This window comes from Pseudomonas sp. RHF3.3-3 (assembly GCF_048069595.1).
GTDB lineage: Bacteria > Pseudomonadota > Gammaproteobacteria > Pseudomonadales > Pseudomonadaceae > Aquipseudomonas > Aquipseudomonas fuscovaginae_B.
The window spans coordinates 1,339,742-1,355,014 of the sequence record NZ_CP182250.1 but is presented as its reverse complement, the minus strand read 5'-3'; the positions used below and the strand labels follow the sequence as shown (position 1 = coordinate 1,355,014).

The following is a 15,273-nucleotide window of genomic DNA, read 5'->3' as shown; positions in this document are numbered from 1 at the left end:
TTAACCTCTCGGTCCTGGATTGCTGGCGACACTTTCCGCCAGGATCGCCAGCACCAGTTGCTGGAAATCGAGGCCGGCCGCACGTGCCGCCATGGGCACCAGACTGTGGTCGGTCATGCCCGGGGCGGTGTTGACTTCCAGGAACCAGAACTGGCCATCGGCGTCCTGCATCACGTCGGCACGCGCCCAACCGGCGATACCGAGCGCCTCGCAGGCTTTCGCCGTGAGGTCCATCAGTTCCTTTTCCTTGGCAGTGTCGAGGCCACAAGGGATCCGGTACTGGGTATCGGATGCCAGGTACTTGGCGTCGTAGTCGTAGAACGAATGCGGGGTGCCGAGGGCGATCGGCGGCAGAACCTGGCCACGCAGCGTCGCAATGGTGAACTCCGGACCGTGAATCCACTGTTCGACCAACACTTGCGAGTCGTAGGTGGCGGCGGCTTTCCAGGCGGCGATCAATTCGTCGACGCTGGTCACCTTGGCCATCCCGATACTGGAGCCTTCATGGGCAGGTTTGACGATCAAAGGGAAACCCAGTTCCGCACCGGCTGAAATACAGTCGGCTTCGCAGCCCAGCACGGCGTGGCGCGGGGTTGGAATACCCAGGCTGTGCCACACCTGCTTGGTGCGCAACTTGTCCATGGCCAGGGCCGAGGCCAGGATGCCGCTACCGGTGTAGGGAATCTCCAGGCACTCCAGCAGGCCCTGCATGCTGCCGTCTTCACCACCGCGACCATGCAGAATGATGAAGGCCCGGTCGATCTTCTCGTTCAGCAGGCGCTGCAACAGATCGTCGCCGACGTCGATACCGAAGGCGTCGACGCCAGCGCCCTGCAGTGCCTCAAGCACGGCGGCGCCGGATTTCAGCGAAACCGGACGCTCGGCGCTCTTGCCGCCGTACAGCACGGCGACGCGACCGAAGTCCTTCGGCTCGAGGGTCGAAAACAGGTTGGCGTAGGCGGCGGTCATTTCGATTTCTCCGCGCCGGCAGCGGCAACCGCACCTGCGAACAGCGAACTCTTGAGCAATTGCGGCGCGAGGCCACCGATATCACCGGCGCCCTGGCACAACAGGATGTCGCCCGGTTGCAGCAGTGGCTTGACCAGCGGCGCCAGGTCCACGCCACGCTCGATGTAGATCGGGTCGAGCTGGCCACGCTGGCGGATGCTGCGGCACAACTGGCGGCTGTCCGCACCGGGAATGGCCTCTTCGCCCGCCGGATAGACTTCCATCAGCAGCAGCACGTTGGCGTCGGCCAGGACCTGGACGAAATCGTCGTACAGGTCGCGGGTACGGGTATAGCGGTGCGGCTGGTAGACCATCACCAGGCGGCGCTCCGGCCAGCCACCACGCACGGCCTTGATCACTGCCGCGACTTCGGTCGGGTGGTGGCCGTAGTCGTCGACCAGCATCACGCTGCCGCCGTCCACCGGCAGTTCGCCGTAGACCTGGAAGCGCCGACCGACACCCTGGAAGCCCGACAGGCCCTGGACGATGGCTTCATCGCTGATGCCCTCGTCGGTGGCAATGGCGATGGTGGCCAGGGCGTTCAGCACGTTGTGGTTGCCCGGCATGTTCACCGACACGTTCAGCGGCTCGCGATCGCGGCGCAGCACGGTGAAGTGGGTCTGCATGCCGGCCTGGCGGATATTGATCGCGCGCACGTCGGCGTCTTCGTGAACCCCGTAGGTCACGGTCGGACGCGCGATCTGCGGGAGAATCTCGCGCACCACCGGATCGTCCAGGCAGACCACGGCCAGGCCGTAGAACGGCAGGTTGTGGAGGAACTCGACGAAGGTCTTCTTCAGCTTGCTGAAGTCACCCTCGTAGGTGTCCATGTGGTCGGCGTCGATGTTGGTGACCACGGCGACCAGCGGCTGCAGGTGCAGGAAGCTGGCATCGCTTTCGTCGGCTTCGGCGATCAGGTAGCGGCTGGTACCGAGCTGGGCATTGGTACCCGCGGCATTCAGCCGGCCGCCGATGACGAAGGTCGGATCGAGGCCGCCAGCGGCGAACACCGAAGCGATCAGGCTGGTGGTGGTGGTCTTGCCATGGGTACCGGCCACGGCGATGCCGTGGCGATAACGCATCAGCTCGGCGAGCATCTCGGCCCGCGGCACCACCGGAATACGACGTTCCAGGGCGGTCGCAACTTCCGGGTTGGACTTGTTCACGGCGCTCGACACCACCAGCACGTCGGCGCTGGCGGCGTTCTCGGAACGATGGCCGATGAAGATCTTCGCGCCAAACGACTCGAGCCGGTCGGTGACCGGCGAGGTCTTCAGGTCGGAACCGGACACTTCATAGCCCAGGTTCAGCAGTACTTCGGCGATCCCGCACATGCCCACGCCGCCGATCCCGACGAAGTGGATGCGACGGATGCGGCGCATTTCCGGTTGCGGGATGGCTTTCTGACTCTCAACCATGGGCCACCTCCAGGCAGATCTCGACGACGGTGCGGGTAGCATCGGGCTTGGCCAGGCGGCGTGCGGTGCTCGCCATGGTGTTCAGTCGTTCCGGTTGCATCAAAACCTCTGTCAGGCGTGCCGCCAGATCGGCGGCGCCAGTCGTTCTTTGCGGCAGCAGGAAGGCAGCGCCCTCCCCGGCCAAATATTCGGCATTGCGGGTCTGGTGGTCGTCGATCGCATGGGGCAGAGGCACCAGCAACGAGGGCAGACCGGCAGCAGCCAGTTCACTGACGGTCAAGGCGCCTGCGCGACAGACCACCAGGTCGGCCCAGCCATAGGCTTGGGCCATGTCCTTGATAAAGGGCGCCACCTGCGCCTCGACACCCGCCGCCTGGTAGCGTTCGGCGGTCACTTGGTCGTGGTTGCGACCGGCCTGGTGGAAAACCTCCGGGCGGTACTCGGCCGGCACCTGGGCCAGGGCCTCGGGCAGCAGCTTGTTCAACGGTTCGGCGCCAAGGCTGCCACCGAGGATCAGCAGGCGTGCCGGACGGCCGCCCAGGGCCTGGCGCGGAGTCTCCAGGAACAGCTCCGGGCGCACCGGGTTGCCAGTGGTACGACGCTTGTCCGAGGCGCCGAAGGTATTCGGGAAAGCTTCGCAGACCCGTGCCGCCAGCGGCACCAGCAGCCGATTGGCGGTACCCGCCACGGCATTCTGCTCGTGCACGATCACCGGAACGCCAGCCAGGCGCGCGGCGACCCCACCAGGACCGGTGACATAACCACCAAAGCCCAGCACGCAGACCGGCTTCAGTTGGCGGATCACCTTGCGCGCCTGCCAGATCGCCCGCAGCAGCACGAACGGCGCCTTGAGCAGCGACAGCTTGCTCTTGCCACGCAGGCCGGCGACGTTGATCAGGTGCAGCGGCAACCCGGCATTGGGCACCAGTTCGTTTTCGATACCGCGCGGCGTGCCCAGCCAGTGCACGGTGAAGCCCCGCGCCTGGAACTCGCGGGCACACGCCAGCGCCGGGAACACGTGGCCGCCGGTGCCGCCGGCCATGATCAGCACGTTAGCGGCCATAGGGAGTGTCCTCCGCAAAGTCGCTTTCATCGAATTCCATCTCTTCGCTGCCCAGGTGGGTTCGACTCTCCCACTCGATGCGCAGCAACAGGCCGAGACAGGCGCAGCAGATCACCAGGGAGCTGCCACCGTAGCTGAGGAACGGCAGGGTCAGGCCCTTGGTCGGCAGCAGGCCGACGTTCACGCCGATGTTGATCAGGAACTGGCCGATCCACAGGAACGCCAGGCCGTAGGCCATGTAGGCGGCAAAGAACTGCTTGGCCTTCTCCGCCCACAGGCCGATGTACATGGCCCGCACGCTGACGAACACGAACAGTGCGACAGTGCACAGCGAGCCCACCGCACCCAGCTCTTCGGCGAGTACGGAGAACACGAAGTCGGTATGGGCTTCGGGCAGGTAGAACTGCTTCTGCACGCTGTTGCCCAGGCCGACCCCCAGCCACTCGCCACGACCGAAGGCGATCAGCGCCTGGGTCAGCTGGTAGCCGGAACCGAACTGGTCGGCCCAGGGGTCGGTGAAGGTGGTCAGACGGGCCATCCGGTAGGGTTGCGCCTTGATCAGCACCACCACCGCGACTACGGCCAGCAACACCATCAAGCCGAAGCGCAACAGCCCGACGCCGCCGAGGAACAGCATTGCCGCCGCTGCCCCCATCATCACCACGGTGGCCCCGAAGTCCGGTTCCATCAGCAACAGGCCGGCCATCGGCAGCAGCACGACGAACGGCTTGAAGAAGCCCATCCAGCTCTCGCGCACTTCCTTCTGCCGGCGCACCAGGTAGCCGGCGAGGTAGATCACCACGAACACCTTGGCGATTTCCGAAGGCTGCACGTTGAAGAAACTGAACCCGATCCAGCGCATCGAACCGTTCACTTCACGGCCGATACCCGGCAGCAGCACCATCACCAGCAGGCCGAAGGCGCCCACCAGCATCATGAAGCCCATGCGCTGCCAGGTGGCGATCGGTACCATCATCGTGGCGATGCAGGCGCCCACGCCGATGACCAGATAGATCAGGTGGCGGATCATGTGGTACAGCGCGTTGCCCGATTGCACGGCAGCCACTTCGGAGGATGCCGAGGTGATCATCACCAGGCCGAGGCCGAGTAGCGCCAGGCAGCCGGCGAGCATCGGGAAATCGACGTCGACACCACGCCCGGTGATGATCGGCGACGGATACGGCTTGAGGATATTGAAATTCATGCCAAGCCCTCCACGGCACTGGCGAACAGGCGCCCGCGCTCTTCGAAGTTCCTGAACATGTCGAGGCTGGCGCAGGCTGGCGACAACAGCACGGCATCGCCGTCCCGGGCCAGCTCGGCGCTACGCCGCACCGCTTCGTCCAGGGTCTGCACACGAATCAATGGCACTTCGTCACCCAGCGCCCGGGCCAGCAGTTCGGCATCGCGGCCCAGCAGGACCACCGCCCGGCAGTGGGCCGCAACCGGCGCACGCAGGGCGGAAAAATCCGCGCCCTTGCCGTCGCCGCCGGCGACCAGCACCAGCTTGCCGTCGATATCGGCTCCCAGGCCCTCGATGGCCGCCAGCGCGGCACCGACGTTGGTGGCCTTGGAGTCGTTGTAGTAGTTCACGCCGTTGTGCTCGCGCACCCACTGGCAGCGGTGTTCGAGGCCACCGAAGGTGCGCAGGCTCGACAGCATCGCGTCGAACGGCAACCCCACGGCATGCCCCAGCGCCAACGCGGCCAAGGCGTTGGACTGGTTATGGGCACCACGGATCTTCAACTCGCGCACCGGCATCAGGTTCTGGAACTCGAAGGCCAGGTATTTCTCGCCGCCTTCCTCGCGCAGGCCGAAAGCCTTGAAGTCCGGCTTGCCCAGACCGAAGGTCCAGCAGGGCAGGCCTTCGCTCATCAGCGGCCGGGACAGGGCGTCCTGGCGGTTGACCACCACCTGCTTCGCTCCGCGGAAGATCCGGTGCTTGGCCAGGTGATAGGCCGGCAGGCCGCTGTAGCGGTCCATGTGGTCTTCGCTGATGTTGAGCACGGTCGCCACCGCAGCGTTCAACTGGTCGGTGGTTTCCAGCTGGAAGCTCGACAGCTCCAGCACATACAGTTCGATATCGTCGCCGAGCAGGTCCAGCGCCGGGGTGCCGAGGTTGCCACCGACCGCCACGCGCTTGCCGGCAGCAGCCGCCATTTCGCCCACCAGGGTGGTCACGGTGCTCTTGGCGTTGGAGCCGGTGATGGCGACGATCGGCGCCTTCGCGTTACGCGCGAACAGCTCGATATCGCCGGACAGTTTCACGCCACGGGCCGCAGCCGCCTGCAACGCCGGGGTCGCCAGGGCCAGGCCCGGGCTCACGTAGAGTTCGTCGGCACGGCAGAGAAACTCGACATCCAGCTCGCCACAACGCACTTCCACCTGAGGGTAGTCACGGCGCAGCGTGGCCAGCTCCGGTGGATTCTCCCGCGTATCGGCCACCGCAAAGGCAACGCCCCGGTTCGCCAGGAAGCGAACCAGGGACATGCCGCTCTTGCCGAGGCCGACAACGATGCGGAAGTGGTCAGAAGCGATCAGCGACACGGGTTCTACCTCAGCTTCAGGGTGGCAAGGCCGATCAGCACCAGAATCACGGTGATGATCCAGAACCGGACGATCACGCGTGGCTCGGGCCAGCCCTTGAGTTCAAAGTGGTGGTGAATCGGTGCCATGCGGAACACCCGGCGACCGGTCATCTTGAAGGAAGCGACCTGGATGACCACCGACAGGGTCTCCATGACGAACACCCCGCCCATGATGAACAGGACGATTTCCTGGCGAACGATCACCGCGATGGTGCCCAGGGCCGCGCCCAGCGCCAGGGCGCCGACATCGCCCATGAAAACCTGGGCCGGATAGGTGTTGAACCAGAGGAAGCCCAGGCCGGCACCGATCAGCGCGCCACAGAACACAATCAGCTCACCGGCGCCCGGTACGTAGGGGATCAGCAGGTATTCGGCGAACTTCACGTTACCCGACAGGTAGCAGAAGATACCCAGTGCACCACCGACCATCACCGTCGGCATGATCGCCAGGCCGTCGAGACCGTCGGTCAGGTTGACCGCGTTGCTCGAACCGACGATCACGAAATAGGTCAGGACCACGAAGCCCACGCCCAGAGGAATGCTGACATCCTTGAGCATCGGCACGATCAGGGTGGTTTCCACCGGGGTCTGCGCGGTCATGAACAGGAAGATCGCCGCCCCCAGGCCGAACACCGACTGCCAGAAATACTTCCAGCGGCTTGGCAGCCCACGGGAGTTCTTCTCGATCACCTTGCGATAGTCGTCGACCCAGCCGATGGCGCCGAACAGCAGGGTGACCAGCAGCACCACCCAGACATAACGGTTATGCAGATCTGCCCACAGCAGGGTGCTGACGCCAATGGACGACAGGATCAGCGCGCCCCCCATGGTCGGCGTGCCGGACTTGGAGAGGTGCGATTGCGGGCCGTCATTGCGAACTGCCTGGCCGATCTGCAGGTTCTGCAAGGTACGAATCATCCACGGGCCCAGGAACAGCGACAGAGACAACGCGGTCAGCACCCCGAGAATCCCGCGCAGGGTCAGGTACTGGAAGACCGCGAAGCCTTTGTAGAACTGTTGCAGGTACTCCGCTAGCAGCAGCAGCATTAATGCGTCTCTCCCTTGATATGAGGCGCAGGCCCGCACAGGGCCGCCACGATGTTTTCCATCGCCGCGCTGCGCGAACCCTTGATCAAAATGGTGGTATTGGTGTCTTGCTCGGCGCCAAGCGCCTCGATCAGATCGGCCTGAGTGGCGAAATGACGAGCGTTTTGGCCAAATGCGTCGACGGCGTGGGCCATCATCGGTCCCACCGCGTACAGCGCGGAAACCTTGCCTGAGGCGTAAGCTCCTACTTCACGATGCCCCTGCTCCGCCCACTCGCCCAACTCGCCGATATCTCCGAGCACCAGAACGGTGCGGCCGGAAAAGCCGGCGAGTATATCAACGGCAGCGCACATTGAGGTGGGGTTCGCGTTGTAGGTATCGTCAATCACGCGAATGCCATTGATTGCCAATTGCGCCACCGTCCGGCCCTTGACCGGCTGGACCGCTTCCAGCCCGGCGACGATGCCCGGCAGGGACACGCCCAGCGCATGGGCGGCGGCGGCGGCGGCCAGGGCATTGGCCACGTTGTGCGTGCCCAGCAGGTTCAGTTGAACCGGTGCCGAGCCGTCGGGAGCGTGCAGCTCGAATTGCGGGCAGCCGCGTGGATCGCGGGAAACCGCGCGGGCGTGGAAATCGGCGCTGTCATTGTCCAGGGCAAAGCTCAGCACCTTGCGGGCGCCAGCCCGGACCTTCCAGATCGGGAAGGCCTTGTCGTCCAGGTTGAGTACGGCAGTACCGTCGGCCTGCAGCCCTTCGATGATTTCGCCCTTGGCCTCGACGATTTTCTCGGGGCCACCGAACTCGCCGACATGGGCGGTTCCGGCGTTATTCAGGATCGCGACATGTGGCCTGGTCATGGCGACGGTGTAGGCGATCTCGCCAATACGCGAAGCACCCAGTTCGATCACCGCGGCACTGTGCTCCGGCGCCAGTTCGAGCAAGGTCAGCGGCACGCCCAGATCGTTGTTCAGGTTGCCCCGGGTCGCCAGGACCAGGCCACGGGTACGCAGAATGCTCGCCAGCATTTCCTTGACCGTGGTCTTGCCGCTGGAACCGGTAACCGCCGCCACCGGCTGCTTGAACAGTGCCCGATTCAGCGCCCCAAGCTGCCCCAGGGCCAGGCGGGTATCACGAACCACCAGTTGCGGCAGTTGGCTGCCAGCCACCTCGCGCTCCACCAGCGCTGCGACGGCGCCCTTGGTCGCCACGTCGTCCAGGTAATCATGCCCATCGAAACGCGGCCCGGTCAGGGCAACGAACAGTTGCCCAGGCTGAATCGACCGGCTGTCGATACTCACCCCGGAGAAACTGGCATCGGCCGCACTCAGGCGACCGGACAAGGCATTGGCGACCTCACTCAATTTCATGGCTTCAAGCATTGGCGGCCTCCCAGGCATCCAGAGCCTTGGCGGCTTCGACCAGATCGGAGAAGGCGTGGCGCACGCCGTTGATCTCCTGGTAATCCTCATGCCCCTTGCCGGCCAGGACGAGCACGTCGTCGGCACTGGCAGCGGCAATCAGCTCGGCAATCGCCAGGCCACGACCGGACACGAAACGCACGGCATCAGGGGTACTGAAGCCCGGACGGATATCGTCGAAGATCTGCTGGGGATCCTCGGTGCGCGGGTTGTCGTCGGTCACCAGCACGCTGTCGGCCAGACGCTCGGCCAGTTCGGCCATCAGCGGGCGCTTGCCGCGATCGCGGTCGCCGCCACAGCCAAACAGGCAACGCAACTGCCCCTTGGCATGCGGGCGCAAGGCCAACAGGACCTTTTCCAGGGCATCCGGGGTGTGTGCATAGTCAACCACCACCAGCGGGCGCGTGCCGCCACCCAGACGCTGCATGCGACCGGCCGGGCCTTCCAGTTGCGGCAACACCCGCAGGATTTCATCCAGGGCGTAATCCAGCCCCAGCAAGGCGCCCACGGCTGCCAGGACGTTGCTCAGGTTGAAGCGGCCGAGCAGCGTGCTGTGCAAATGATGTTCGCCCTGCGGGGTCACCAGCGTCGCGCGCACACCTGCGTCACCGAACTGGGCGTCCCGGCAATACAGGTGGGCACTGCTGTCCTGCAGGCTGTAGGTGATCAACCGCGATTCGTGCTCGCCAACTGCCAACTGCCGGCCGAAGTCGTCGTCGAGGTTGATCACCCGGCAACGCAGGTTGGCCCAATCAAACAGCTTGGCCTTGGCCGCACCATAGGCTTCCATGGTGCCGTGATAATCGAGATGGTCGCGCGAGAGATTGGTCAGCACCGCCACGTCGAAGGCCAGGGCACTGACCCGGCCCTGATCCAGGCCGTGGGAGGAAACCTCCATGGCCACGGCCCTGGCACCGGCGTTCCTCAGGTCGGCCAGGGTCGCCTGCACGGCGATCGGATCCGGCGTGGTCAGCATGCCGCTGTTCAGCGCGCCATGAAAACCGCTGCCCAGGGTGCCGAGAATCCCGCAGCGCTGACCGAGCAGGTCGAGGGCCTGGGCCACCAGTTGGCTGACGCTGGTCTTGCCATTGGTACCGGTGACACCCACCAGGTTCAGTTGCCGGCTCGGCTCGCCATAGAAGCGTCCGGCGATCTCCGACAACTGCGCCGCCAGGCCCTTGACCGGAATCAGCGGGACATCGGTGATCGGCAGCACGGTAGCGCCCTGTGCTTCATAGGCAACCGCCGCCGCCCCACGCTGCAGCGCATCGGCGATATGGTTGCGGCCGTCGACCTTGCCACCCGGCACCGCCAGGAACAGGTCACCGGCGCGCACCTTGCGGCTGTCGAGCGCCAGCTCGCGAATCAGCAGATCGCGACCGGCATGAGGGAAAATCTTGTTCAGGCTCAGGGACATTAACCACGCCCTCCTTTTACAGGTTCCGGCGCGGCGATGGCTTGCTGCTGCGGAATACTCGACAGGTCATCCGGGCTGACGTTCATCAGCCGCAGAGTGCCGGACATCACCTTGCTGAAGACCGGCGCCGAAACCAGGCCACCGAAGTAGCCGGCCTTGCTCGGTTCGTCGATCACCACCACGATGGCGTAACGCGGATCGCTCATCGGGCCGAAACCGGCGAACAGCGAGCGATAGGAGTTCTCGGCATAACCCTTGGTGCCGACCGATGTCTTGCGCGCGGTACCGGACTTGCCGGCGACATGATAGGCCGGGACCTTGGCACGCCAGACACCCCGCGGGGCCTCGATCACCTGCTGCAACATGCCCTGCATGGTCTTGGCGACCTTTTCCGGGATGACCTGGGTACCTTCGGGCGTCTTGTCGGTCTTGATCAGGGTCAGCGGCACGATCTTGCCGTTGTTGGCCAGGGCCGAGAACGCGTGCACCAGCTGGATGGCGGTCACCGACAGGCCATAGCCGTAGGACAGGGTCGCGGTTTCGGCCTTGCGCCACTCACGGTAGTTCGGCAGGTTGCCGACGCGCTCGCCGGGGAAGCCGAGACCGGTGTCCTGGCCCAGGCCGACTTTCTGCATGACACGGAAAATCGCCTCGCCACCGATGTCGAAGGCGACCTTGCTCATCCCCACGTTACTGGAGTTGATCAGGATACCGGTCAGGTCGAGCACCGGACCTTCGGTCTTGGAAACGTCGCGGATGGTGTATTTGCCCAACTGCAGGGTGCCGGGATAGACCTCGACCGTGTCGCTGGGCTTCCAGCGTCCGGTTTCCAGGGCGGCACTCATGGAGATCGGCTTCATGGTCGAACCCGGCTCGAACACGTCGATCATCGCGCGGTTGCGCATCATCGCCGGCTGCAGGTTGCGACGGTTGTTCGGGTTGTAGGTCGGCTGGTTGACCATGGCGAGGATCTCGCCGGTCTTCACATCCATGATCACCAGGCTGCCGGCCTTGGCGCCGTTTTCCACCAGGGCGTTGCGCAGTTCGCGGTTGGCCAGGTATTGCAGGCGCAGGTCAATGGACAACGCCAAGGGCTTACCGGCCTTGGCGTTCTTGGTTACCTGGACATCCTTGATCAGCCGGCCGCGCCGGTCCTTGATCACCTGTCGCTTGCCGGGCACCCCGGCCAGCCACTCGTCGTAGGCCAGTTCCACCCCTTCGCGCCCGTGGTCGTCGATGTCGGTAAAACCGACCATGTGCGCCGCCACTTCACCGGCCGGATAGAAACGCCGGAACTCCTCGATGCCGTAGACACCGGGAACCTTGAGATCGAGCACGGCCTGGCCCTGCTCCGGGGTCAGGCCGCGGACCAGATAGATGAACTCCTTGTTGGCCTGCTGCTCCAGGCGCTCGGCCAGCAGCTTGGGATCCTGCCCAAGCGCCTGGGCCAGGGCCGGCCAGCGATCCTTGGCCAGTTGCATTTCCTTGGCATTGGCCCACAGCGTGGTCACCGGCGTACTCACGGCCAGGGGCTCGCCGTTACGGTCGGTGATCAGGCCGCGGTGGGCGGGAATCGGAATGTGCCGCATGCTGCGCGCGTCGCCCTGGCCGATCAGGAACGCACGATCGATGACCTGCAGGTCGACGATCTTCCAGCTGATATAGCCGACCATGAGCGCCAGCGCGCCGAGCACGACGCGGAAACGCCACGGATAGAGCGCGCCCTCGAGCTTCATCATGGCGCCACCATCCTGACCTCGGACGGACTGGGAATGCGCATCTTCAGTTGCTCGGTGGCCAGGGTCTCGATACGGCTATGGGCGGTCCAGGTGCTCTGCTCGAGGATCAGTCGCCCCCACTCGGCCTGGGCCTTGTCCCGCACGCTCAGCTCGTTGTAGAGCGAGTTGAGCAGTTGGCGGTTCCAGTGCGCGCTATAGGACACGCCGATGGCGGACACCAGTACGGCGACAAATAGCAGGAACATGAAAAAGCTTCCGCCCGGAAGTGGCTTGGCGTAGAGCTTGCTCACCGCAATTTCTCCGCGACACGCATGACGGCACTACGGGCACGCGGGTTGGCCTTGAGCTCGGCATCGGAGGCGAACCGGGCCTTGCCGTGCACCTTGATGCGCGGTTCGAATGCCTGGTGGCGGACCGGCAGGTTACGCGGCAGGTTGTCTTCCTCGCCCTTGACCAGGCGGCGCATGAACAGCTTGACGATGCGGTCTTCCAGCGAGTGGAAGCTGATCACCACCAGGCGACCGCCGACTTCGAGGGCGTCCAGCGCTGCTTCGAGGCCGGCTTCGAGATCGCCCAGCTCATTGTTGACGTGAATACGCAGGCCCTGGAACGCCCGGGTCGCCGGGTTCTTGCCCTTCTCCCAGGCCGGGTTGGCGACCTTGAGCACCTCGGCCAGATCGGCCGTGCGCTCGAAAGGCCTGATTTCACGACGCTCGACCACGGCACGGGCCATGCGACCGGCGAAACGCTCCTCGCCGTACTCCTTGAAGACCCGGGCAATTTCCTCCACCGGCGCGGTGGCGATGAACTCGGCGGCACTGATCCCCCGCGAAGGGTCCATGCGCATGTCCAGCGGACCGTCATTCATGAAGCTGAAGCCGCGCTGCGGGTCATCCAGCTGTGGCGAGGAAACGCCCAGGTCGAGCAGGATGCCATTGACCTTGCCCGCCATCTGCCGCTCGGCGACCTCCGCCCCCAGCTCGGCAAAGCTGCGCTGCACAACGACAAAGCGGCCGTCTTCGGCCGCTAGCGCTTGCCCGGTGGCAATCGCCTGTGGATCCTTGTCGAAACCCAGAAGTCGGCCATCAGGTCCGAGTCGGCTGAGAATCAGGCGGCTATGCCCGCCCCGACCGAAGGTGCCATCCAGATAGCAGCCATCAGGGCGTACGGCGAGAGCCTCGACGGCTTCGTCAAGCAGTACGGTGATGTGGTTAAAGCCGCTATCAATAGTCACAGGATCAGATCACGCAGTTCATCAGGCATCGCGCCCGGTTGTTGAATGGCCGCCAGGTCCGCTGCAGCAACAGCATTCCAGGCGTCCTCGTCCCACAGTTGAAACTTGTTCAGTTGGCCCACCAGCATCGCGCGCTTGTCCAGCTTCGCGTACTCACGCAGGCGCGGCGGCACCAGAAAACGACCACTGCCATCGAGTTCGAGATCGACGGCATTACCAATCAGCAAACGCTGCAGACGGCGGTTCTCTTCCCGCAACGACGGCAGCGCACGCAACTTGGTCTCAATCAGTTCCCACTCGTCGAGTGGATATACACATAAGCAGGGATCGACCGCATCGATGGTGACGATCAGTTGTCCGGAACTACGCGAATCGAGCTCGTCACGGTACCGACTCGGCATGGCGAGACGGCCCTTGGCATCGAGACTGATAGCGTTGGCTCCGCGAAACACAGCTGCGTTTCTCCAAATATTAGCGTTTTACGTCCAAAAAACCCACTTCATGCCACTTTCCTCCACTTGCGCACACTATAGGAATGCGCCCACCACACCGTCAAGGCACGGTCTTAAGGAAAACCCTTACAGAACGGAGATTTAGGAGCGTAAAAGGAGACTTTGCGAGAATTTGGAGAGGTTTCTTCCGGGCAAACTCGACTCGCCTCAGAAACTTGAGGCCAGAAGTTAAAGTAGTTTGTTAAGACTAAGATTTTTTCGATATTACAAATGCGCTTCTGCCAGCGATTGCGGGCAGGGAGGGGAAAAAGTGGAGAGTCGATCTGTAAGCCGGGTTCTGTCGAGGACAGTCATTCCTCTACGATGGCCATCACTGGACATCTTTAGCAACCTACCCGGTTCCAGCGCGGGCCACGCCTTGGAACCCTATTTGGTCTTGCTCCGAGTGGGGTTTACCTAGCCACGAACTGTTACCAGCCGTGCGGTGCGCTCTTACCGCACCTTTTCACCCTTACCGGCACCGAAGTGCTTAGGCGGTTGTTTTCTGTGGCACTTTCCGTAGGCTCACGCCCCCCAGGCATTACCTGGCACTCCGCCCTATGGAGCCCGGACTTTCCTCCCCCCTCCAATTTTCATGAAGGGCAGCGACTGTCCAATCGACTCTCCGCCGCGCAGGTTACCGGCACATGGCCAGAAGGACAAGCATTAAAGCCGTCATCGCCCCGGCATGCCGGGACAAGATGCGCCGCCCAGGACCATTCCGACATCAATAGCCGAATGGCCCCACGAAAAAATCGTCAGTCATTTTTCTGCTTATCCAGCGCCACCTGATACAGCAGGTTCTTGCGTACACCGGTGATTTCCGCCGCCAGGGCGGCGGCGCGCTTGAGCGGCATTTCCTTGAGCAGCAGGTCGAGAATGCGCATGGCCTCGGCGCCGACTGCCTCATCGCCTTCCGGGGCACTCCAGCCGGCGACCAGCACCACGCACTCGCCACGCTGCTGATTGCTGTCGGCTTCGACGAAGCTGCGCAATTCAGCCAGCGGCAGCCCCTTGAGCGTCTCGAAGGTCTTGGTCAGCTCACGTGCCAGCAGCGCCGGGCGCTCGGCACCGAACACCGCTTCCATGTCCTGCAGACATTCGAGGATGCGGTGAGGTGCCTCATAGAAGATCAGCGTCCGAGGTTCTTCGCGCAGTTGTTCCAGACGCGAACGACGCCCCGCCGCCTTGGCCGGCAGGAAGCCCTCGAAGATGAACCGGTCGGACGGCAGACCCGCCGCCGACAGCGCCGCGATCAGCGCACAGGCGCCCGGGACCGGCACCACCTTGATCCCCGCGGCACGCGCCTGGCGCACCAGGTGATAGCCGGGATCGGAAATCAGCGGCGTGCCAGCATCGGAGATCAGGGCAACATCCTCGCCCGCCTGCAGCTTGGCGATGAAACGGCTGCCCTCGTCACGCTCGTTATGCTCATGGCAGGCCGCCAGTGGCGTGTTGATGCCGAAGTGCTGCAAGAGCCGCAGCGAATGCCGGGTGTCCTCCGCCGCGATCAGCGCCACCTCGCGCAGCACCTTCATTGCTCGCGCACTGATGTCATCCAGGTTGCCGATGGGCGTCGCCACCACATAAAGCGAGCCCATCGCGGAATTCAAAGCACCTGGAGCAGTCAAAGCGCACACCTCAAGAAGAACGAAAAACCCATTGTAGCGCGTAGAAGCCCTGCCGATATGCTCCACGACGGCGCGATGACCCCGCCCAGGCGCAAAGAGCCGGGTCTCTGACACGCCTTGTACGACCAAAATTGACGGTTTCACGCCAGCGACATCGCGCCCCGGCCAGTGCTTGGGTACAATTCCACGCTAATTTGATCGAGTATCAGGAACACTTAC

Annotated in this window: 13 protein-coding genes and 1 other RNA gene; all 14 read right to left on the bottom strand. The window is 63.9% G+C overall.

Going from position 1 to position 15,273, the window contains the following annotated elements:
- Nucleotides 1-969, bottom strand: a complete 969-nt coding sequence (locus ACMGT0_RS06125; RefSeq protein ID WP_054061932.1) for a D-alanine--D-alanine ligase — start codon at nt 967-969, stop codon at nt 1-3.
- Nucleotides 966-2,426 (bottom strand): UDP-N-acetylmuramate--L-alanine ligase, encoded by a 1,461-nt coding sequence (murC, locus tag ACMGT0_RS06120; protein WP_054059860.1) that lies wholly within the window; start codon nt 2,424-2,426, stop codon nt 966-968. Before murC ends, ACMGT0_RS06125 begins: the two co-directional genes overlap by 4 nt.
- On the bottom strand, nt 2,419-3,489 hold the full coding sequence (murG, locus tag ACMGT0_RS06115) for an undecaprenyldiphospho-muramoylpentapeptide beta-N-acetylglucosaminyltransferase (RefSeq protein ID WP_054061933.1): 1,071 nt from the start codon (nt 3,487-3,489) through the stop codon (nt 2,419-2,421). Before murG ends, murC begins: the two co-directional genes overlap by 8 nt.
- Nucleotides 3,479-4,693 (bottom strand): putative lipid II flippase FtsW, encoded by a 1,215-nt coding sequence (gene ftsW / locus ACMGT0_RS06110; RefSeq protein WP_054059862.1) that lies wholly within the window; start codon nt 4,691-4,693, stop codon nt 3,479-3,481. Before ftsW ends, murG begins: the two co-directional genes overlap by 11 nt.
- A complete protein-coding gene (gene murD / locus ACMGT0_RS06105) occupies nt 4,690-6,036 on the bottom strand; it encodes a UDP-N-acetylmuramoyl-L-alanine--D-glutamate ligase (protein WP_054061934.1) in 1,347 nt (448 codons plus the stop codon). The genes ftsW and murD overlap by 4 nt, the downstream gene beginning before the upstream one ends.
- Nucleotides 6,037-6,041: 5 nt before the next feature.
- A complete protein-coding gene (gene mraY, locus ACMGT0_RS06100; protein ID WP_054059864.1) occupies nt 6,042-7,124 on the bottom strand; it encodes a phospho-N-acetylmuramoyl-pentapeptide-transferase in 1,083 nt (360 codons plus the stop codon).
- Complete coding sequence (locus ACMGT0_RS06095) at nt 7,124-8,503, bottom strand: UDP-N-acetylmuramoyl-tripeptide--D-alanyl-D-alanine ligase (RefSeq protein ID WP_054061935.1); 1,380 nt, start codon at nt 8,501-8,503, stop codon at nt 7,124-7,126. The genes mraY and ACMGT0_RS06095 overlap by 1 nt, the downstream gene beginning before the upstream one ends.
- Nucleotides 8,496-9,959 carry a UDP-N-acetylmuramoyl-L-alanyl-D-glutamate--2,6-diaminopimelate ligase gene (locus tag ACMGT0_RS06090; protein WP_416771852.1) on the bottom strand — a complete coding sequence of 488 codons (1,464 nt, stop codon included), beginning with the start codon at nt 9,957-9,959 and terminating at the stop codon, nt 8,496-8,498. The genes ACMGT0_RS06095 and ACMGT0_RS06090 overlap by 8 nt, the downstream gene beginning before the upstream one ends.
- Entirely contained in the window at nt 9,959-11,695 is a 1,737-nt protein-coding gene (locus ACMGT0_RS06085; protein ID WP_192842759.1) for a peptidoglycan D,D-transpeptidase FtsI family protein, read from the bottom strand. Before ACMGT0_RS06085 ends, ACMGT0_RS06090 begins: the two co-directional genes overlap by 1 nt.
- Nucleotides 11,695-11,988, bottom strand: a complete 294-nt coding sequence (gene ftsL, locus ACMGT0_RS06080; protein WP_017904835.1) for a cell division protein FtsL — start codon at nt 11,986-11,988, stop codon at nt 11,695-11,697. Before ftsL ends, ACMGT0_RS06085 begins: the two co-directional genes overlap by 1 nt.
- On the bottom strand, nt 11,985-12,932 hold the full coding sequence (gene rsmH, locus ACMGT0_RS06075; RefSeq protein WP_054059868.1) for a 16S rRNA (cytosine(1402)-N(4))-methyltransferase RsmH: 948 nt from the start codon (nt 12,930-12,932) through the stop codon (nt 11,985-11,987). Before rsmH ends, ftsL begins: the two co-directional genes overlap by 4 nt.
- Nucleotides 12,929-13,384: a division/cell wall cluster transcriptional repressor MraZ gene (gene mraZ, locus ACMGT0_RS06070; RefSeq protein ID WP_054059869.1), complete on the bottom strand. Its 456-nt coding sequence runs from the start codon at nt 13,382-13,384 to the stop codon at nt 12,929-12,931. The genes rsmH and mraZ overlap by 4 nt, the downstream gene beginning before the upstream one ends.
- A gap of 310 nt (nt 13,385-13,694) precedes the next feature.
- An RNA gene (rnpB, locus tag ACMGT0_RS06065) (RNase P RNA component class A) lies at nt 13,695-14,048 on the bottom strand.
- Between the two features lie 133 nt (nt 14,049-14,181).
- Nucleotides 14,182-15,024: a 16S rRNA (cytidine(1402)-2'-O)-methyltransferase gene (gene rsmI, locus ACMGT0_RS06060; RefSeq protein WP_192842758.1), complete on the bottom strand. Its 843-nt coding sequence runs from the start codon at nt 15,022-15,024 to the stop codon at nt 14,182-14,184.
- Nucleotides 15,025-15,273: the final 249 nt, after the last annotated feature.